At 31.3% G+C, this 19,099-nt stretch carries 20 protein-coding genes; 19 read left to right on the top strand and 1 reads right to left on the bottom strand.

Going from position 1 to position 19,099, the window contains the following annotated elements; all coding sequences use genetic code 11:
• Window positions 1–16 precede the first annotated feature (16 nt).
• The 12 genes from AK212_RS05085 (at window position 17) to holA (ending at window position 9,509) form a co-directional block, all read left to right on the top strand.
• Complete coding sequence (locus tag AK212_RS05085; protein ID WP_053029542.1) at window positions 17–544, top strand: YqeG family HAD IIIA-type phosphatase; 528 nt, start codon at window positions 17–19, stop codon at window positions 542–544.
• Window positions 545–1,645, top strand: a complete 1,101-nt coding sequence (yqeH, locus tag AK212_RS05080) for a ribosome biogenesis GTPase YqeH (RefSeq protein ID WP_053029541.1) — start codon at window positions 545–547, stop codon at window positions 1,643–1,645.
• A 12-nt stretch (window positions 1,646–1,657) separates the two neighbouring features.
• Window positions 1,658–2,464 (top strand): shikimate dehydrogenase, encoded by an 807-nt coding sequence (aroE, locus tag AK212_RS05075; RefSeq protein WP_053029540.1) that lies wholly within the window; start codon window positions 1,658–1,660, stop codon window positions 2,462–2,464.
• A 1-nt stretch (window position 2,465) separates the two neighbouring features.
• Window positions 2,466–2,756 (top strand): ribosome assembly RNA-binding protein YhbY, encoded by a 291-nt coding sequence (gene yhbY, locus AK212_RS05070; RefSeq protein ID WP_016930857.1) that lies wholly within the window; start codon window positions 2,466–2,468, stop codon window positions 2,754–2,756.
• Window positions 2,757–3,335 (top strand): nicotinate-nucleotide adenylyltransferase, encoded by a 579-nt coding sequence (locus AK212_RS05065; protein ID WP_053029539.1) that lies wholly within the window; start codon window positions 2,757–2,759, stop codon window positions 3,333–3,335.
• Entirely contained in the window at window positions 3,325–3,909 is a 585-nt protein-coding gene (gene yqeK / locus AK212_RS05060; RefSeq protein ID WP_011275620.1) for a bis(5'-nucleosyl)-tetraphosphatase (symmetrical) YqeK, read from the top strand. The genes AK212_RS05065 and yqeK overlap by 11 nt, the downstream gene beginning before the upstream one ends.
• On the top strand, window positions 3,910–4,263 hold the full coding sequence (gene rsfS, locus AK212_RS05055; protein ID WP_053029538.1) for a ribosome silencing factor: 354 nt from the start codon (window positions 3,910–3,912) through the stop codon (window positions 4,261–4,263). It abuts the gene before it with no gap.
• Complete coding sequence (locus AK212_RS05050) at window positions 4,264–4,989, top strand: class I SAM-dependent DNA methyltransferase (RefSeq protein ID WP_053029537.1); 726 nt, start codon at window positions 4,264–4,266, stop codon at window positions 4,987–4,989. It abuts the gene before it with no gap.
• A 52-nt stretch (window positions 4,990–5,041) separates the two neighbouring features.
• Window positions 5,042–5,746 (top strand): helix-hairpin-helix domain-containing protein, encoded by a 705-nt coding sequence (locus AK212_RS05045; RefSeq protein WP_053029536.1) that lies wholly within the window; start codon window positions 5,042–5,044, stop codon window positions 5,744–5,746.
• A 70-nt stretch (window positions 5,747–5,816) separates the two neighbouring features.
• Entirely contained in the window at window positions 5,817–6,275 is a 459-nt protein-coding gene (locus tag AK212_RS05040; protein WP_053029535.1) for a ComE operon protein 2, read from the top strand.
• Window positions 6,276–6,392: 117 nt separating this feature from the next.
• Complete coding sequence (locus AK212_RS05035) at window positions 6,393–8,465, top strand: DNA internalization-related competence protein ComEC/Rec2 (RefSeq protein ID WP_244881410.1); 2,073 nt, start codon at window positions 6,393–6,395, stop codon at window positions 8,463–8,465.
• Window positions 8,466–8,534: 69 nt separating this feature from the next.
• Window positions 8,535–9,509 (top strand): DNA polymerase III subunit delta, encoded by a 975-nt coding sequence (gene holA, locus AK212_RS05030; RefSeq protein WP_053029534.1) that lies wholly within the window; start codon window positions 8,535–8,537, stop codon window positions 9,507–9,509.
• A 73-nt stretch (window positions 9,510–9,582) separates the two neighbouring features.
• On the opposite strand, the gene rpsT is transcribed toward holA, so the two are convergent.
• Window positions 9,583–9,834 carry a 30S ribosomal protein S20 gene (rpsT, locus tag AK212_RS05025; RefSeq protein ID WP_053029533.1) on the bottom strand — a complete coding sequence of 84 codons (252 nt, stop codon included), beginning with the start codon at window positions 9,832–9,834 and terminating at the stop codon, window positions 9,583–9,585.
• A 335-nt stretch (window positions 9,835–10,169) separates the two neighbouring features.
• On the opposite strand from rpsT, the gene lepA reads away from it, so the two are divergent.
• From lepA to prmA, 7 genes are all read left to right on the top strand, one after another.
• Entirely contained in the window at window positions 10,170–11,993 is a 1,824-nt protein-coding gene (gene lepA / locus AK212_RS05020; RefSeq protein ID WP_053029532.1) for a translation elongation factor 4, read from the top strand.
• A 132-nt stretch (window positions 11,994–12,125) separates the two neighbouring features.
• Entirely contained in the window at window positions 12,126–13,247 is a 1,122-nt protein-coding gene (gene hemW / locus AK212_RS05015; RefSeq protein ID WP_053029531.1) for a radical SAM family heme chaperone HemW, read from the top strand.
• Window positions 13,248–13,348: 101 nt separating this feature from the next.
• Complete coding sequence (hrcA, locus tag AK212_RS05010; protein WP_053029530.1) at window positions 13,349–14,326, top strand: heat-inducible transcriptional repressor HrcA; 978 nt, start codon at window positions 13,349–13,351, stop codon at window positions 14,324–14,326.
• A 31-nt stretch (window positions 14,327–14,357) separates the two neighbouring features.
• The gene (gene grpE / locus AK212_RS05005; RefSeq protein ID WP_053029529.1) at window positions 14,358–14,984 is read left to right on the top strand and encodes a nucleotide exchange factor GrpE; all 627 of its coding nucleotides are present in this window, start codon (window positions 14,358–14,360) and stop codon (window positions 14,982–14,984) included.
• Window positions 14,985–15,035: 51 nt separating this feature from the next.
• Entirely contained in the window at window positions 15,036–16,871 is a 1,836-nt protein-coding gene (gene dnaK / locus AK212_RS05000; RefSeq protein WP_053029528.1) for a molecular chaperone DnaK, read from the top strand.
• A gap of 151 nt (window positions 16,872–17,022) precedes the next feature.
• Window positions 17,023–18,156: a molecular chaperone DnaJ gene (gene dnaJ, locus AK212_RS04995; RefSeq protein ID WP_053029527.1), complete on the top strand. Its 1,134-nt coding sequence runs from the start codon at window positions 17,023–17,025 to the stop codon at window positions 18,154–18,156.
• A 4-nt stretch (window positions 18,157–18,160) separates the two neighbouring features.
• Window positions 18,161–19,099, top strand: coding sequence for a 50S ribosomal protein L11 methyltransferase (gene prmA, locus AK212_RS04990; protein WP_053029526.1), 939 nt, complete (start codon window positions 18,161–18,163; stop codon window positions 19,097–19,099).

The raw sequence follows: 19,099 nt of genomic DNA, 5'->3' as shown, positions 1-19,099 counted from the left end.
TAAAGGTGATAAATAAATGGGATTAATAAAGAAATATTTTATGCCAAATGATTACGTTAAGTCTGTATTTCAAATCGATATTGAAAAATTAGCTAAGGCTGGTTTTAAAGGTATTATTACAGACTTAGATAATACATTAGTTGGGTGGGATGTAAAATCGCCAACTATAGAAATACAACAATGGTTTAAAAAAGCAAATGAATTAGGTATTACAATAACTATTGTATCTAATAATAATGAAGATAGAGTTTCAAGCTTTTCTAAAGACTTAAATGTAGATTTCATTTTTAGAGCAAGAAAACCTATGGGCAAAGCATTTAAAAAAGCCATCAAACAAATGAATATCAAACCTGAGGAAACCATCGTAATTGGAGACCAAATGTTAACGGATGTTTTTGGTGGTAATCGTAATGGCTTATATACAATTATGGTTGTGCCTGTGAAACGTACAGATGGATTTATTACTAAATTCAACCGTATTATTGAGCGTCGATTATTAAATTACTTTAAAAATAAAGGCTATATCACATGGGAGGAAAATTGATTGGATGACACATTAAAATGTATTGGATGCGGTGCACCACTTCAATCTGATGATAAAAGTGCACCTGGATATGTTCCAGAACATAACCTTTTTAGAGAGGACGTTATTTGTCAACGTTGTTTCAGATTGAAAAATTATAACGAAATTCAAGATGTCGGAATGGATAGTGAAGATTTTTTAAATTTACTCAATGAATTATCTGACCGACAAGGAATAATTGTGAATGTTGTTGACATTTTCGATTTTGAAGGTTCATTTATCAATGCCTTGAAACGAATTGTAGGCAATAAAAAAATAATATTAGCCGCTAATAAATTAGATCTTTTACCTAAGCAAATTAATAAACGTCGTGTAAAAGAGTGGCTCAAAAAAACTGCTAGAAAATATGGTTTAGAAGCTGACGACGTTATACTTATTTCTGCACAAAAAGGTTGGGGAATCGAAGATTTATTAGCATCGATTGATAAGCATAGACATAATCAAGATGTGTATATTGTCGGTACTACGAATGTAGGTAAATCAACACTTATAAATAAATTGATTGAACAAAGTGTGGGCGAAAAAGATGTTGTAACCACTTCTAGATTTCCAGGAACTACATTAGATTTAATCGATATACCTCTAGATGAAAAAACATTCATGTACGATACGCCGGGTATTATTCAGTCTCATCAAATGACACACTATGTATCTGAGAAAGAATTAAAAATAATCGTGCCTAAAAATGAAATAAAACAAAGAGTTTTTCAACTTAATGAAGGACAAACGTTATTCTTTGGTGGACTGTCTAGAATTGATTATGTTTCAGGTGGAAAAAGACCACTCGTTTGTTATTTTTCAAATGATTTGAATATACATCGAACTAAAACGGAAAAGGCAAATGATTTATGGCGTAATCAAATTGGTAATGTTTTGACACCACCAAATAATCCTGACCACTTCGACATGAGTGAAACAAAAGCTGTACGTCTTGAAACTGGTAAGGAAAAGAAAGACATAATGATATCAGGACTAGGATTTATAACGATTGAAGCAGGTGCAAAAGTTATTGTACGTGTCCCTAAAAATGTTGATGTAATCCTAAGAAATTCAATAATGTAAGGTGGGTTATTTATGAAGTATGCAGTAATAGGTGATCCCGTATCGCATTCATTATCTCCAGTCATGCATCAAGTTAATTTTGAATCATTAAATATGGAAGACACATACGAAGCGTTGCACATTCCCACGCAAGACTTCCATGATATTAGACAAATTATTGAAGATAACCATATTAATGGATTCAATGTTACGATTCCGCATAAGGAAAGAATTATTCCTTATCTGGATGAAATTGATGACCAAGCAAAAGCTGTTGGAGCCGTTAATACTGTGAAAATTATTAATAATAAATGGATAGGTTATAATACAGATGGTATTGGTTATGTGATGGGCTTGAAACAAGTTTATCCCGATTTAGAAAATGCTTATGTTTTAATCCTTGGTGCTGGTGGTGCTAGTAAGGGAATTGCAAATGAACTCAGTAAAATTGTACAACCCAAATTAACAATCGCTAACAGAACAATGCGTAGATTTGAGACGTGGGATATGGATATTAATGCAATTTCATTAGAACAAGCAGAACAATATTTAGATGAATTTGATATTATAATCAATACGACATCTGCTGGATTAAATAATAACGAGGATATTGTTATTAGCTTAGATAATTTATCATCAAGTACACTCGTTAGTGATATTATTTATATTCCATATAAGACTAAATTTTTAAAAGAAGCAGAACTCAAAGGCAATACGGTTTATAATGGCTTGGATATGTTCATAAACCAAGGCGCTGAAAGTTTTAAAATTTGGACCGGCAAACAGCCTAATATATTAGAAATGAAATATGCAGTACTAAACAAATTAAAAGGAGTTTAATATGTTAACTGGAAAACAAAAAAGATATTTAAGAAGTTTAGCTCACAATATAGATCCTATTTTTCAAATTGGTAAAGCAGGCATTAATGACAATATGATTGCTCAGATTGATGATACACTTGAAAATCGCGAGTTAATTAAAATACATGTGTTACAAAATAACTTTGATGATAAAAATGAATTAGCGTCAACATTAAGTGATGCAACTAATAGTGAAGTTGTTCAAGTGATTGGTTCGATGATTGTCATTTATAGAGAATCAGTTGATAATAAAGAAATCACATTACCATAAATGATGAATAAGAAATCAATAGTGCTTTATGGTGGTCAATTCAACCCAATTCACACTGCACACTTATTAGTTGCAAATGAAGTCTATCATCAACTTAAACCTGACAAATTTTATTTTTTACCAAGTTATATGGCACCTTTGAAAACGCATGATGACTATTTAGATGCTAAATATCGAATCAAAATGATTCAACTTGCTATTGAAGAATTAGGTTTTGGTGAAATATGTGAAATTGAACTTGAGAGAAAAGGTCAAAGTTACACTTATGAAACGCTAAAAGATATCGTTAATAATGAAAAAGATGCGGATATCTATTTCATTATCGGAACAGATCAGTATAAACAATTAGATAAATGGTATAAAATTGAAAAGTTAAAACAACTCATTACGTTTGTAATTGTGAACAGAGATGTTAATTATCAAGAGGTCGACGAGTCAATGATATCGGTTAATATACCGCGAATGGATATTAGTTCATCATTGATTCGAAATCGTGTAAAAAATAAACAACCAATAAATATCTTGGTTCCTCGTAGTATTCACGACTATATAAGAGAGGAAGGATTTTATGAAAATTGATAAAGCGATTGAACTCGTTAAAGATAAACTACCGGAGAAACGTTTTAAGCACTCATTGAGAGTAGCTGAAACCGCAGTAAAACTTGCAGAAATTTATGATGGTGATAAAGATAAAGCTAACTTAGCGGGTGTATTGCATGATTATTGCAAGTATGATGACCTAAGCACAATGTACCAAATTGTGAGACAACACGATTTAGATAGTGAACTATTAAGTTATGGTGGAGAAATCTTACACGGACCAGTCTGTGCTGCTATCATGCAATCAGAATTTGGTATTGAAGACGAGGAAGTGCTTCTTGCAATCAAGAATCACACAACTGGTCGAAAAGAAATGACTAAAACTGAAAAACTTGTGTTTATTGCTGATTATATCGAGCCTGGAAGAAAAACCCCAGGAGTTGAAGAAATTAGAGATATGGCATACAATCAAGGTAGCTTAGATAAAACAATTTATGAAATTTCTAAGCGAACAGTACTGTTCCTAATTAGTAAGGATATAACCGTTTATGGCACAACGATTTCATGTTTAAACTATTATAATTATAGTGATCAAAGGATAAAGGATGATTAAATGAATTCAGAAGAATTATTAAATATTGCTGTCGATGCGACAGAAAATAAAAAAGCAGAAGATATTGTTTCTCTTAATATGAAAGGTATCAGTGACATGACAGACTATTTCGTTGTTTGTCACGGTAATAATGAGCGTCAAGTTCAATCAATTGCTAGAGCAGTTAAAGAGGCAGCACATGAACAAGCTATTGATGTAAAACGTATGGAAGGGTATCAAAGTGCTAGATGGGTTTTAATTGATTTAGCAGATGTTGTGGTCCACATCTTCCATAAAGATGAACGTAATTATTATAATATTGAGAAGCTATATCAAGATGCGCCAATAGAATCATATGGGCAGGTTGCATATTAGATGGCTCAATATGGTGAAATGAGCTTAGTTTATGATCAACTTACGCAAGATCAACCTTATGACAAGTGGTTTGAAATCGTGAACCATTATACGCAAGATCTCAGTCATAAGCCGAAAATTCTTGATATTGGTTGTGGAACTGGCAGTTTAACTGCTCAACTAAGTACTATTGGTTCGGTTACAGGAATGGATTTAAGCTCAGAGATGCTCTCCATTGCTGCTAATAAATCTAATCAAGTAACATGGTTAGAAGGCGATATGACCGATTTTTCATTCAATACTAAATTTGATGTAATAACAATATTTTGTGATTCACTGAATTATTTACCTGATATCGAAGATGTAAATGAAACATTTATCAATGTTTTTAATCATTTATCAGAAACTGGTGTTTTTATATTTGATGTCCATACTATTCAAAAGATGAATACGTTGTTTCATAATCAATGTTACATTGATGAAAATGAGTCAATCTTTTTAGCATGGGAAGCTATTGTTGGTGATGAACCTTATAGTGTGTATCACGACATGAGTTTCTTTGTAAAAAATACTGATGATACTTATCAGCGATTTGATGAATCGCACTATCAAAGAACCTTTGAAAAAGATACTTACATTAGTTTATTAAAGACAATTGGATTTAAAGCATTCGAAACATTTATCGACTTTAATCGCAATAATCACGATGAAAACGGCGATCGTTTATTTATCGTAGCTTATAAATAAATAAAGTAAACTCATCTCCTTAAACGTTTATATATATAAGGAGATGAATTTTTTGTTTAAAGATAAAATAGAATTATTGGCATTTATCAAGCAATGGAAATTTCAACTGATGATCACTTTGACCATTATAATAGCTATCGCATGTACACTAATGTTTCTTAAACCTGTTAAAGAAACAAGCAATGACATGCCAATCGTTTCATCGCAAAGCAATTCAAAAGAAAAAAATAATACACATCAATCATCTAGACATATTAATGATGCAACTAAGAAAGATGGGTTGAATACTGGTATTGATGAAAATAAAACGGTAATTGTAGATATCAAAGGCGCTGTTGAGCACCCTGATGTATATAAAATGAAAGGGTCAGATAGAATTAAAGATGTATTAGAAAAAGCTAAATTACAAAAAGATGCTGATTTGACACAAGTCAATTTATCTGAAAAATTAACAGATCAAAAATTGATTTACATACCATCCACCAGTGAAATGAAAAATACTATAACGCATAGTGATGATATTAATAAGCGTAGTAATACAAAACCTTTAAATTCATTAACTACTGACAAAATAAATTTGAATACTGCGAGTGAAACTGATTTGCTTAAGATCCCAGGCGTAGGACCGACAAAAGTCAAAGAAATTTTAGATTACAGGTCAAAGAATAACCAGTTTCATTCAATAGAAGATATAAAAAATATCAAGGGCATCGGTGACAAAACTTTCGAAAAGATTAAAGATTATATTACAATCTAACTTTGTTGATTGGCTTAAATATAAAGATATTCTATAATAATGATAATAAATTTGAATCGGAGTGAATTTAATGGAAAGATTAAAATGGGACGAATATTTCATGGCGCAAAGCCATTTACTTGCTCTAAGATCAACTTGCCAAAGATTGTCAGTAGGGGCAACTATAGTAAAAGACAATAGAATTATAGCAGGGGGATATAATGGATCTGTTGCTGGTGAGGTGCATTGTATTGATGAAGGATGCTTAATTGAAGATGGCCATTGTATCAGAACCATACATGCCGAAATGAATGCTTTATTACAATGTGCTAAGCAGGGTGTTTCAACAGATGGTGCTACTATCTATGTCACTCACTTTCCATGTCTTAATTGCACAAAATCTATTATACAAGCAGGCATTAAACAAATATATTATGCTGAAGATTATCACAATCACGAATATGCGCTGCAATTATTAAACCAAGCTGGTATTGAATACAAAAAAATACCTTTTTCAGCTCGAAATGTGGCTCAATATTTAACTAACTAATATATGATTTATTTTGCATTGTCCTTTCTCATAGGTATTCTATGGATACATTTAAAATTAATGTCGTGTTTGATTATTATTTTATTAGTTATCATTTCAACGCAAAGAAGATTTAAAATGCATCATATATTAATAATGATTATTTGTGTATTTTGTGGTGTGAGTTTTGAACATTTTCACTATGAAAACAGTATAAGTAAAGATGATTTCTTCAAGAAAAACCCTAATATATTTACCAAAGTCGAATTTGGATCTAATATCAATCGTCAAGGAAAACAATTAAAAGGTAAATTTACTATCAAAGATCAATCGTACGTCTTTCACTTAAATACCAATCAATTAAGTGAAAAAGACATTGAAAATAAATCATGTGTTATTAAAGGTAAAATTGTTAATGTTTTAAATCACATCCCTTATGTTTCTGTTAACAAAGTAGTCACGAATACGTGCCAAATCACTAAAAATTCAAATGTATTTGAAAAGCATTCGTCGTATATTACTCAAAAATTGGCTCACTCAAGCCTATCGCATCCTGAATATATTACTGCTTTGATTAGTGATGATATCCATGGCATTAGTACTGAATTTATTGATAAGGTCAAGGACATAGGCATTTATCATTTATTAGCAGTGAGTGGGTCGCATATTGCTACTATTTCTTATCTTATATATCAACCTCTAGTTAGACTTAATATACCCAAAGTGATTATTGACGGTTTAATTATCATATTTCTAATTATATTCGCATATTATACCGATTTTGCACCAAGTGCATTGAGAGCAATTTTAGCTACGATAACCGTCATTCTCATTTCTAATAAGTCTAAAATGTCGACCATTGATATTTTAGGTCTAATCTTTATCATTATGATTTTAATAACACCTGACTATTTGTATGATATAGGCTTTCAATTTTCATTTGTTATTTCATTTTTTATTCTAGTTTCCTTTCCACTTATAAGACAGTTATCTTTCTTTAATAATATTATTATCCTTACTTTAATAGCTCAGCTTTCTTCTTCAATCATCTCAATTTTTCATTTTAACCAATTACAATGGATAGGCTTATTTTCTAATATACTATTTGTTCCTTTATATAGTTTTATTATTTTCCCATTAGCAATATTATTATTTTTTACTTATCATTTTGTTAATGATATACCTTTATTTGGTGCAATATTCAATAAAATATATATCTTACACGATTATCTCTTAGAATTATTTTTGAAATTTAAATTTTATCAAGTTTTTATTGCACCAAAATCATCTTTTGAATATGTGCTTTTTGTAGTATTGATAATACTCATATTCATCTTTTTATGCCATAAAAAAATAAAATCACTCGTATTACTATGTGTCTTGTTTATATCTTTATGCATTTTTAATATCCAACCTAACACGAGTACAATTACTTTTTTTAATGTTGGGCAAGGGGATAGTTTAATATTTCAAACAAGTACGAAAGAAACTGTTATGGTTGATACTGGTGGTAAGGAAATTAGAGAAGGTACGATAGATAATCATAATATAGCCAAATATCATATTTTACCTACATTAAAACGTAAAAGGATTACCTCAATAGATCATTTAATTATTACGCATCCACATGCAGATCATATTGGCGAGCTACCTTACATCATTCAACACATAAGAATCAAAAAGTTATATATTCATGTATATAGCTATTCAGAAGTAGAACTAACAAGACTCATACGTTTGTGTAAAAATAACAATATCCAATTAGTAGATGCTAAAGAAATAGATTCTATCCAATTCAATAACGGTAAAATTTCATTCCTTCACGGAGATATTCCTTCAAGTGATGATAAAAATGAGCATAGCATTATCTTACTTATTGAATATCAAAACTACAAAATGCTTTTATTGGGTGACGCGACGAAAAATAATGAAGCTAAATTGATGAAATTATATCAACTTCCTACCGTGGATATATTGAAAGTAGGACATCACGGAAGTAAAACAAGTAGTTCGGAAGTATTTATAAAGTCTATTAAACCGACAATTAGTATTATTTCAAGTGGTAAAAACAATAAATATCATTTGCCAAATAAAGAAACGTTGCAGACGTTAACGTCGGTAAACAGTAAAATTTTGAACACTCAAGACGTTGGAGAAATAACGATAGATTTGGATCACAATATGAATATTACATCTAATCAAATTGATTGAACTGGTGACGCTTTACCCAAGCATGATATAATTATCAATGTTTGATATTTTAAAAGGGAGTTCACAATTATGACAAACAATATTATGGCTATATATGGTGAAGTGCCTGAATTAGTAGAAAAGAAAAGTAATGAACTGACAAATGCATTCTTAAATGAGGACAGAGATGACTTTAATTTTATAAAATTTAACCTTTATGAAACTAATATTTCGACAATTATTGAAGAGGCGTTAACAATGCCATTTATATCTGAAAAGAAAGTAATTGTTGTTAAAAATTCATTTATATTTACTGGCGAAAAAGTTAATAAAGATTTACAGCCGAACAATGAACAAGTTATAGAATTTTTAGAGAAGTATGATGGTGATAATTTAGTCATTTTTGAAATCTATAGCAATAAATTAGATGAAAGAAAGAAATTAACTAAATCATTAAAAAAAACCAGTAAGCTAACCAAAGTAGAACAAATGTCAGAACAAGAAATTAAGTCCTGGATTCAAAATCAACTACATGAGAATTTCAAAGATATAAAGCAAGATGCGCTAAACCTATTTATTGAATTAACTGGTGTGAATTTCAATATCGTTTCTCAAGAGCTAGATAAACTCATTTTATTCTTAGGTGACAGATCTACTATTAATAAAAATGATGTAAGTTTAATTATTAACAGAAGCTTAGAACAAAATGTTTTTCTATTAACAGAATATATTCAAAAAAATGAAAAAGACAAAGCTATACAACTTGTAAAAGATTTAATCGTTATGAAAGAGGAACCTATTAAATTACTTGCACTTATTACAAGTAACTATAGATTGTATTACCAATGTAAAATATTAGCTCAAAAAGGATATAGTGGGCAACAGATTGCTAAAACAATTAATGTTCATCCATATAGAGTTAAGTTAGCATTAAATCAAGTCCGTTATTATGAGTTAAAAGAATTATTAAATATAATAGATAACTGCGCAGAAACAGATTATAAACTAAAGTCGTCATATATGGACAAACAACTAATACTTGAGTTATTTATTCTATCCCTTTAAATTTGTAATCAATCCCTAGTTATATATTTAAATGCAAAAAAGCACGGAACATAGTTCCGCGCTTTTTTACACATTATTTACTTGATGACATTAATTGTGATTTAATGCGATCAGCTTTGTTTGAGTGAATTAAGTTACTTTGTGAAGCTTTATCAACTGATTTGATTGCGAAGTTAACTAATTCAGCTTTGTTATCAGCGTTATTGTTGATTGCTGTTTTAGCATTTTTCACAGCAGTACGCATAGCGTTTTTTTGTGAAATATTACGAGCTTCTGCGTTTTCAGTTGTTTTAACACGTTTAATAGCAGATTTAATATTTGGCATTACTGTCACCTCCTAAAAGTGATCTTAAGCATATCAAATTTTATTTTGATTACAACAAGAAATATTTTATCAAAACTAACATATTTGTGCAATCATTAATTAAATATAGCATAATTAAAATCTCAATTAAATCATAATTACTGTTGGAATGCGCACTTTAACACTTTATAATGAGTATATATTCTAAAATTATATACGACTAACGCAAGTGATTTTATAATCATGTTTTAACATTTAATAGTAAGGATACGTTTGCAATTAATCATTAAAAACGATATCATATCAAAGATGTATACATATACGGGCTAATTTTATGAAAGCGAGAATGATAGGCTATGGATATGCAAGAACGCTATAACAGAAGAGAAAATATACGAAATTTTTCTATTATTGCTCATATTGATCATGGTAAATCAACATTAGCAGATAGAATATTAGAAAATACTAAATCTGTAGAAACAAGAGAAATGCAAGATCAATTATTAGATTCAATGGATCTTGAAAGAGAACGTGGTATTACAATCAAATTAAATGCCGTACGATTAAAATATGAAGCTAGTGATGGACAAACTTATACTTTCCATTTAATTGATACACCAGGACACGTAGACTTTTCATATGAGGTCTCTAGATCCCTAGCTGCATGTGAAGGTGCAATTTTAGTAGTAGATGCAGCACAGGGTATTGAAGCACAAACATTGGCAAATGTCTATCTAGCACTTGATAACGATTTAGAATTATTACCAGTCGTTAACAAAATCGATCTCCCTGCCGCTGAACCTGAAAGGGTTAAACAAGAATTAGAAGATGTGATTGGTTTAGATCAAGATGATGTCGTACTTGCTAGTGCTAAATCAAATATTGGTATCGAAGATATTTTAGAGAAAATTGTAGAAGTAGTGCCACCACCTGAAGGTGACCCAAGCGCCCCATTAAAAGCTTTAATTTTCGATTCAGAATATGATCCTTATAGAGGCGTTATTTCATCAATTCGCGTGATGGAAGGCGTTGTTAAAGCTGGAGATAGAATTAAAATGATGGCAACAGGTAAAGAATTTGAAGTTAGTGAGGTAGGTATCAACACACCTAAACAATTACCTATTGAAGAACTAACTGTAGGTGATGTTGGTTATATTATTGCAAGTATCAAAAATGTCGATGATTCACGTGTAGGTGATACGATAACACATGCAAACAGACCAGCTGAAGCACCGCTAAAAGGATATAAAAAAATGAACCCAATGGTTTATTGTGGTTTGTTCCCAATTGAAAACAAAGACTATAATGATTTAAGAGAAGCTCTTGAAAAGTTACAATTAAATGATGCGTCATTAGAGTTTGAACCAGAATCTTCTCAAGCACTCGGTTTTGGTTTTAGAACTGGATTTTTAGGCATGCTTCACATGGAAATTATTCAAGAGCGCATTGAAAGAGAATTTGGCATTGAATTAATTGCTACTGCGCCATCAGTTATTTATCAATGTGTAATGAAAGATGGTTCAGAAGTCACAGTAGATAATCCCGCACAAATGCCAGAAAGAGACAAAATTGATGCGATTTATGAACCTTATGTGAAAGCGACCATGATGGTTCCGAATGACTATGTAGGAGCAGTAATGGAGTTGTGTCAACGTAAACGTGGTCAATTTATTAATATGGATTATTTAGATGATATTCGAGTGAATATCGTTTATGAAATACCACTTTCTGAAGTTGTTTTTGATTTCTTCGATCAACTTAAATCTAATACTAAAGGATACGCTTCGTTTGATTATGAGTTTATTGAAAATAAAGAAAGTAATTTAGTGAAGATGGATATTTTATTAAATGGTGATAAAGTAGATGCACTAAGCCTTATCGTTCATAAAGATTTTGCTTATGAACGAGGCAAAGCATTAGTTGAAAAATTAAAAACACTTATTCCGCGTCAACAATTTGAAGTTCCAGTGCAAGCTGCAATTGGACAAAAAATCGTTGCAAGAACTAATATTAAATCAATGGGTAAAAATGTTTTATCTAAATGTTATGGTGGGGATATTAGTCGTAAGCGTAAATTACTCGAAAAACAAAAAGCAGGTAAAGCGAAAATGAAAGCAGTTGGTAGTGTTGAAATTCCACAAGATGCATTCCTAGCTGTACTAAAAATGGATGATGAATAGAACATAAAAGAGGTCGAGACGAATATAAATTGGTAGATACCATAACAATAATGAATATTATTGATGAAGAAACTACTAACTTATATTACTAAGTCTCAATCTCTTTTTTTAAGTTATAGAAGGGGTGTAACATTGGAAGTTAAAAGTGCGTACATACACATACCTTTTTGTGTCAGAATTTGTACTTATTGTGATTTTAATAAATATTATATTGATAAACAGCCAGTAGATGAATATTTATCCGCATTAATAAAAGAAATGTCGTTTAGTAAAACAAAACACCTTGAGACAATGTACGTTGGAGGAGGTACGCCAACAGCACTGAATGACATGCAACTTGAAAGATTATTACAAGCTATTACTTCAACTTTTTCAATCAATGGAGAGTTCAGTTTTGAAGCAAATCCAGATGAACTAACTTTTAATAAAGTAAAGTTACTTAAACAGTATGGTGTTAATCGTATTTCAATGGGTGTTCAAACATTTAAACCAGAGCTATTAAAAATATTAGGCCGAACACATAACACTCAAGATATCTATAATGCAGTAAATAATGCTAGGAAAGCTGGTATCAACTCTATAAGCCTTGATTTAATGTATCATTTACCTGAACAAACGATAGAGGATTTTGCAGACAGTTTAAATCAAGCAATCAATATGGATATTGACCATATTTCAAGTTACGGTTTAATACTTGAACCTAAGACACAGTTTTATAATATGTATCGAAAAGGGAAACTAAAATTACCAAATGAAGATTTAGGTGCTGAAATGTACCAATATCTAATGAAAGCATTAAGTCAAACCGACTTTAAGCAATATGAAATTTCTAACTTTGCTAAAACGAATCATGAATCTGAACATAATAAAGTGTATTGGTTAAACGAAGAATATTACGGTTTTGGAGCAGGTGCAAGTGGATACGTTGAAGGCGAACGCTATACAAATTTAAATCCGGTTCAACATTATATTAATGCAATTAATGATGGCAAACGGCCTATACTAACTTCTAATCGACCAACCTTGAATGAAAAGATGGAAGAAGAAATGTTTTTAGGTCTGAGAATGAATCAAGGTGTAAATCGCGAACGTTTCGAGTTGAAATTTGGTCAATCACTTGATGCAATATTTGGAGAAACGGTTAAAGATTTAAAATCAAGACACCTTCTAATTGAAACGAATGGAAATATCTCACTTACCCCAAGAGGAAAGGTTATAGGAAACGAAGTATTTGAGGCTTTCTTACTAAACTAATAAAAAATTAAAAAAGTAAGGCTTTAACGTTGACTTACTTTGACCAATTTGATAAATTATAATTAGCACTTAGGACAAAAGAGTGCTAATGAGGTGAAAACATGATTACACAAAGACAATTAAGCATTTTAAATGCAATTGTTGAAGATTATGTTGATTTAGGACAACCTATAGGTTCTAAAGCTTTAATTGATAGACATCATTTAGATGTCAGTCCTGCAACAATAAGGAATGAGATGAAGCAACTTGAAGATTTGAACTTTTTAGAGAAGACGCATTCTTCTTCAGGGCGTTCACCTTCCGAAGAAGGGTTTAGACTTTATGTCGATCAATTGTTAAAACAAACCTCTCGTCATAACAAAAATAAAATACAACGTTTAAATCAACTATTGATTGAGAATCACTATGATATTTCTTCAGCATTAAGTTACTTTGCAAATGAGTTATCAATGAAATCTCATTATGCAACATTAGTTGTTCGTCCAAAACATAGTGAAGAAATGATTAATAATGTTCATTTAATTAAGGCAAATGATTTAATCATGATTTTAGTAATTATTTATAATTCTGGTCATGTTGAGCATTTTCACTTGAATTCTTCACTTGAGTTATCATCCGATAGATTAATCGCCATTTCTAATTTTATTAGTAATAATAATATAGAAATAAGCGCTAAACTATCAGATAAAATTCGTTCTTTCGCCAACTCAAATGAAGAAAATCAATTCATTAATGACATTGTTAAGATGATAAATTCTCATATTAGCAAACAAAGTAATAGCATTTTCTTAGGTGGAAAGGTTAAACTAATTGATGCGTTAAATGAATCTAATGTTTCGTCAATTCAACCAATTTTGCAATATCTAGAATCTGAAAGAATCACTGAATTACTACAGACAATTTCAACTAATGATATTAACGTTAAGATTGGAAAAGAGATTGATGAAAGCCTTAGTGATATATCGATTGTAACGAGTCAATATCACTTCGACAATTCATTGAAAGGTCAAATTGCGGTTATTGGACCTACAGCAATGCGTTATCAGAATGTGATTCAATTACTTAACCAAATATGGTGATTTTAATTGTAATTATATTGGAGGGTAAAAAATGACAGAAAAAGATGAATCAGTAAAAAGTAATTCTGAATATACTGAAGAACAAGAAGTAAAGAACGAAGAAACATCAACAGTTGAAAATGTTGAAGATACTACTTCTGATAGTGATAATTCATCTAACGACAGTTCGAACGAAGAAAGTTCTGAAGAAACTGCAGTTGATCCTAAAGATGAAGAAATTCAGCAATTACAATTAAAAGCTAATGAAAATGAAGAAAAATATTTAAGATTATACGCTGAATTCGAAAATTATAAAAGACGAATTCAGAAAGAAAATGAAACAAATAAAACTTATCAATCTCAACGTGTTTTAACGGATATTTTACCAACGATTGATAATATTGAACGTGCACTACAAATTGAAGGTGATGATGAATCATTTAAATCACTTCAAAAAGGTGTTCAAATGGTACACGAAAGTTTACTAAGAGCACTTAAAGATAATGGTTTAGAAGAAATTGAAACAGAAGGTCAAGCTTTTGACCCTAACTTCCACCAAGCAGTAGTTCAAGATGATAATCCAGATTTCAAATCTGGTGATATTACTCAAGAATTACAAAAAGGTTATAAGTTAAAAGATAGAGTATTAAGACCATCAATGGTAAAAGTAAATCAATAAATTGACGAAAATACCATATATCAAAATTTTTAAAATTGGAGGAATTTTATTATGAGTAAAGTAATCGGTATTGACTTAGGTACAACAAATTCATGTGTAGCTGTATTAGAAGGCGATGAACCAAAAGTAATTCAAAACCCAGAAGGTGCTAGAACAACACCATCAGTTGTAGCATTTAAAAATGGTGAAACACAAGTTGGTGAAGTAGCAAAACGTCAAGCTATCACTAATCCAAACACTGTTCAATCAATTAAACGTCATATGGGTACTGACTATAAAGTAGATATTGAAGGTAAATCTTATACACCTCAAGAAATTTCAGCTATGGTATTACAAAACCTTAAAAACACTGCTGAAAGTTATTTAGGAGATAAAGTAGATAAAGCTGTTATTACAGTTCCTGCATATTTCAATGATGCTGAACGTCAAGCAACTAAAGATGCTGGTAAAATTGCTGGTTTAGAAGTTGAACGTATTATTAACGAACCTACTGCTGCAGCATTAGCATATGGTTTAGATAAAACTGATCAAGACCAAAAAGTATTAGTATTCGACTTAGGTGGCGGTACGTTTGACGTATCTATCCTTGAATTAGGTGACGGTGTATTCGAAGTACTATCAACTGCTGGTGATAATAAACTTGGCGGTGATGACTTTGACCAAGTAATTATTGACTACCTAGTGTCTGAATTCAAAAAAGAAAATGGCGTAGATTTATCTCAAGATAAAATGGCATTACAACGTTTGAAAGACGCTGCTGAAAAAGCTAAAAAAGACTTATCTGGCGTTTCACAAACTCAAATTTCATTACCATTTATTTCAGCTGGTGAAAGTGGTCCATTACATTTAGAAATTAGCCTAACTCGTTCTAAATTTGAAGAATTAGCTGATTCATTAATCAGAAGAACTATGGAACCAACTCGTCAAGCATTAAAAGACGCTGGTTTATCAACTTCTGAAATTGATGAAGTTATTCTTGTTGGTGGTTCAACACGTATCCCAGCAGTTCAAGAGGCTGTTAAAAAAGAAATCGGTAAAGATCCTCATAAAGGTGTAAACCCAGACGAAGTTGTAGCAATGGGTGCTGCGATTCAAGGTGGCGTTATCACTGGTGATGTTAAAGATGTTGTATTATTAGACGTAACACCATTATCATTAGGTATTGAAATTATGGGTGGACGTATGAATACGTTAATTGAACGTAATACTACAATCCCAACTTCAAAATCTCAAGTTTATTCAACTGCAGCTGATAACCAACCAGCAGTAGATATTCACGTATTACAAGGTGAACGTCCAATGGCAGCTGATAACAAAACATTAGGAAGATTCCAATTAACTGATATTCCACCAGCTCCACGTGGTGTTCCACAAATCGAAGTAACATTTGATATTGATAAAAATGGTATCGTAAATGTTACTGCGAAAGACTTAGGTACTAATAAAGAACAAAATATTACTATTCAATCAAGCTCTGCGCTTTCTGATGAAGAAATCGATCGTATGGTTAAAGATGCCGAAGAAAACGCTGAAGCAGATAAAAAACGTCGTGAAGAAGTAGATTTAAGAAATGAAGCAGATAGCTTAGTATTCCAAGTTGAAAAAACAATTACTGACCTTGGCGACAATATTAGTGAAGAAGATAAATCTAATGCGGAAAGCAAAAAAGATGCTTTAAAATCTGCGCTTGAAGGACAAGACATCGAAGATATTAAAGCGAAAAAAGAAGAACTTGAAAAAGTAATTCAAGATTTATCAGCAAAAGTATATCAACAAGCTCAACAAGCTCAGCAACAAGCACAAGATGGTGCTCAACAAACTCAAAACGATAGTAATGTTGAAGATGCTGAATTTAAAGAAGTTAAAGATGATGAAGATAAAAAATAATTGCTAAGCGTTTATAGTGTATGCTTATATTAGCAAACTATTATGAATGTAAGCCAAAAAGTCAAAGTCAATTGAACATTGGCTTTGACTTTTTCTTTTATAACTTCGTTCTTTTAAACATATTAAATAATTAAGTTAAGGAGAGATGGTCGTGGCTAAAAGAGACTATTATGAAGTCTTAGGTGTAAGTAAAAGCGCATCTAAAGATGAAATCAAAAAAGCATATCGCAAATTATCAAAAAAATATCACCCTGATATCAATAAAGAAGAGGGTGCAGATGAAAAATTCAAAGAGATTTCAGAAGCTTACGAAGTTCTAAGCGACGATAATAAAAGAGCAAATTATGACCAATTTGGCCATGATGGACCTCAAGGTGGTTTTGGTGGCCAAGGATTTAGCGGCCAAGACTTTAATGGATTTGGCGGAGGTGGATTTGAAGACATCTTTAGCTCATTCTTTGGTGGTTCACGTCAAAGAGATCCTAATGCACCTAGAAAAGGTGACGATTTACAATATACGATGACTCTAGAATTTGAAGAAGCTGTCTTTGGAACTAAGAAAGAAATCTCAATTCGTAAAGATGTGACATGCCATACATGTAATGGTGATGGTGCTAAACCAGGTACTAGTAAAAAAACATGTAGTTATTGTAACGGCGCAGGTCACGTATCAGTTGAACAAAATACAATTTTAGGCCGTGTACGCACGCAACAAACATGTCCAAAATGTGATGGAACAGGTCAAGAATTCGAAGAACCATGCCCAACTTGTCATGGTAAAGGTACCGAAAATAAAACAGTTAAATTAGAAGTAACTGTGCCTGAAGGTGTAGATAATGACCAACAAATCAGACTTGCCGGTGAAGGAACACCAGGAGAAAACGGCGGACCTCATGGTGACTTATATGTCGTATTTAGAGTAAAACCGTCTGACAAATTTGAACGTGATGGTGACGATCTTTATTACAAACTTAATGTTAGTTTCCCACAAGCAGCACTTGGTGATGAAATAAAAGTTCCAACACTTAACGGAAACGTAATGTTAACTATTCCTTCTGGCACTCAAACTGGTAAGCAATTCCGCTTAAAAGATAAAGGTGTTAAAAATGTTCATGGATATGGTCATGGTGATTTATTTGTTAATATTAAAGTAGTTACACCTACAAAATTAACAGATAGACAAAAAGAAATTATGAGAGAGTTTGCTGAATTAAATGGTGAGTCAATTGAAGAACAGCCATCTAATTTTAAAGATAGAGCACGCAAATTCTTTAAAGGAGAATAACTAAATGAACTGGACAGAACTTTCGATTGTTGTAAACCATGAAGTTGAACCTTTAGTGACTGATATATTAGAAAGTTATGGATCAAACGGCGTTGTAATTGAAGATTCTAATGATTTAATTAATCAGCCTGCCGATAAATTCGGCGAAATTTATGAACTAAAACAAGAAGATTATCCTGAAAAAGGTGTTCGATTAAAGGCTTATTTCAACGAATTAAAGTTTGATGAATCTCTAAGAAATAAAATTAAAACAGATGTTACAAAACTTGAAAATATTGATTCATCTGTATTGAATTTTTCTGAAAAAACAATAGCTGAAGTAGATTGGGAAAATGAATGGAAAAATTATTTCCATCCCTTTAGAGCATCAGAAAAATTCACAATTGTTCCAAGTTGGGAACAATACACTAAAGAAGATACTTCTGAAATGTGTATTGAATTAGACCCAGGCATGGCATTTGGAACTGGAGATCATCCAACAACAAGCATGTGTCTTAAAGCAATTGAAACCTATGTTAAACCAGAGCATTCCGTTATCGATGTTGGAACAGGTTCAGGTATTTTAAGTATTGCCAGTCATTTACTTGGAGTAAAACGGATTAAAGCTCTGGATATTGATGAGTTAGCTGTTAACGTTGCTAAAGAAAACTTTGCTAAAAATCATTGTGAAGATGCAATTGAAGCTGTACCAGGAAACTTATTAAAAAATGAAACAGAAAAATTTGATATTGTTATTGCAAACATTTTAGCTCATATTATTGAAGATATGATTGAAGATGCTTATAATACTCTAAATGAAGATGGTTATTTTATAACATCAGGAATTATAGAGGAAAAACATGAACAAATATTAAATCAAATGAAACATGTAGGATTTGATATTATATCAGTAAATCATGACAATGGTTGGGTATGTATTGTAGGTCAGAAAGTGAGTGAATAA

Source organism: Staphylococcus borealis (assembly GCF_001224225.1).
Classification (GTDB): domain Bacteria; phylum Bacillota; class Bacilli; order Staphylococcales; family Staphylococcaceae; genus Staphylococcus; species Staphylococcus borealis.
Note: the sequence above shows the minus strand (reverse complement) of the source record. Positions and strands in the feature narration are given on the sequence as shown.

Coding starts and splice junctions, on each gene's coding strand:
- AK212_RS05085 (WP_053029542.1), top strand. CDS start 17: ATGGGATTAATAAAGAAATATTTTATGCCAAATGATTACGTTAAGTCT.
- aroE (WP_053029540.1), top strand. CDS start 1,658: ATGAAGTATGCAGTAATAGGTGATCCCGTATCGCATTCATTATCTCCA.
- yhbY (WP_016930857.1), top strand. CDS start 2,466: ATGTTAACTGGAAAACAAAAAAGATATTTAAGAAGTTTAGCTCACAAT.
- AK212_RS05065 (WP_053029539.1), top strand. CDS start 2,757: ATGATGAATAAGAAATCAATAGTGCTTTATGGTGGTCAATTCAACCCA.
- yqeK (WP_011275620.1), top strand. CDS start 3,325: ATGAAAATTGATAAAGCGATTGAACTCGTTAAAGATAAACTACCGGAG.
- rsfS (WP_053029538.1), top strand. CDS start 3,910: ATGAATTCAGAAGAATTATTAAATATTGCTGTCGATGCGACAGAAAAT.
- AK212_RS05050 (WP_053029537.1), top strand. CDS start 4,264: ATGGCTCAATATGGTGAAATGAGCTTAGTTTATGATCAACTTACGCAA.
- AK212_RS05040 (WP_053029535.1), top strand. CDS start 5,817: ATGGAAAGATTAAAATGGGACGAATATTTCATGGCGCAAAGCCATTTA.
- AK212_RS05035 (WP_244881410.1), top strand. CDS start 6,393: ATGCATCATATATTAATAATGATTATTTGTGTATTTTGTGGTGTGAGT.
- holA (WP_053029534.1), top strand. CDS start 8,535: ATGACAAACAATATTATGGCTATATATGGTGAAGTGCCTGAATTAGTA.
- rpsT (WP_053029533.1), bottom strand. CDS start 9,834: ATGCCAAATATTAAATCTGCTATTAAACGTGTTAAAACAACTGAAAAC.
- lepA (WP_053029532.1), top strand. CDS start 10,170: ATGGATATGCAAGAACGCTATAACAGAAGAGAAAATATACGAAATTTT.
- hrcA (WP_053029530.1), top strand. CDS start 13,349: ATGATTACACAAAGACAATTAAGCATTTTAAATGCAATTGTTGAAGAT.
- grpE (WP_053029529.1), top strand. CDS start 14,358: ATGACAGAAAAAGATGAATCAGTAAAAAGTAATTCTGAATATACTGAA.
- dnaK (WP_053029528.1), top strand. CDS start 15,036: ATGAGTAAAGTAATCGGTATTGACTTAGGTACAACAAATTCATGTGTA.
- prmA (WP_053029526.1), top strand. CDS start 18,161: ATGAACTGGACAGAACTTTCGATTGTTGTAAACCATGAAGTTGAACCT.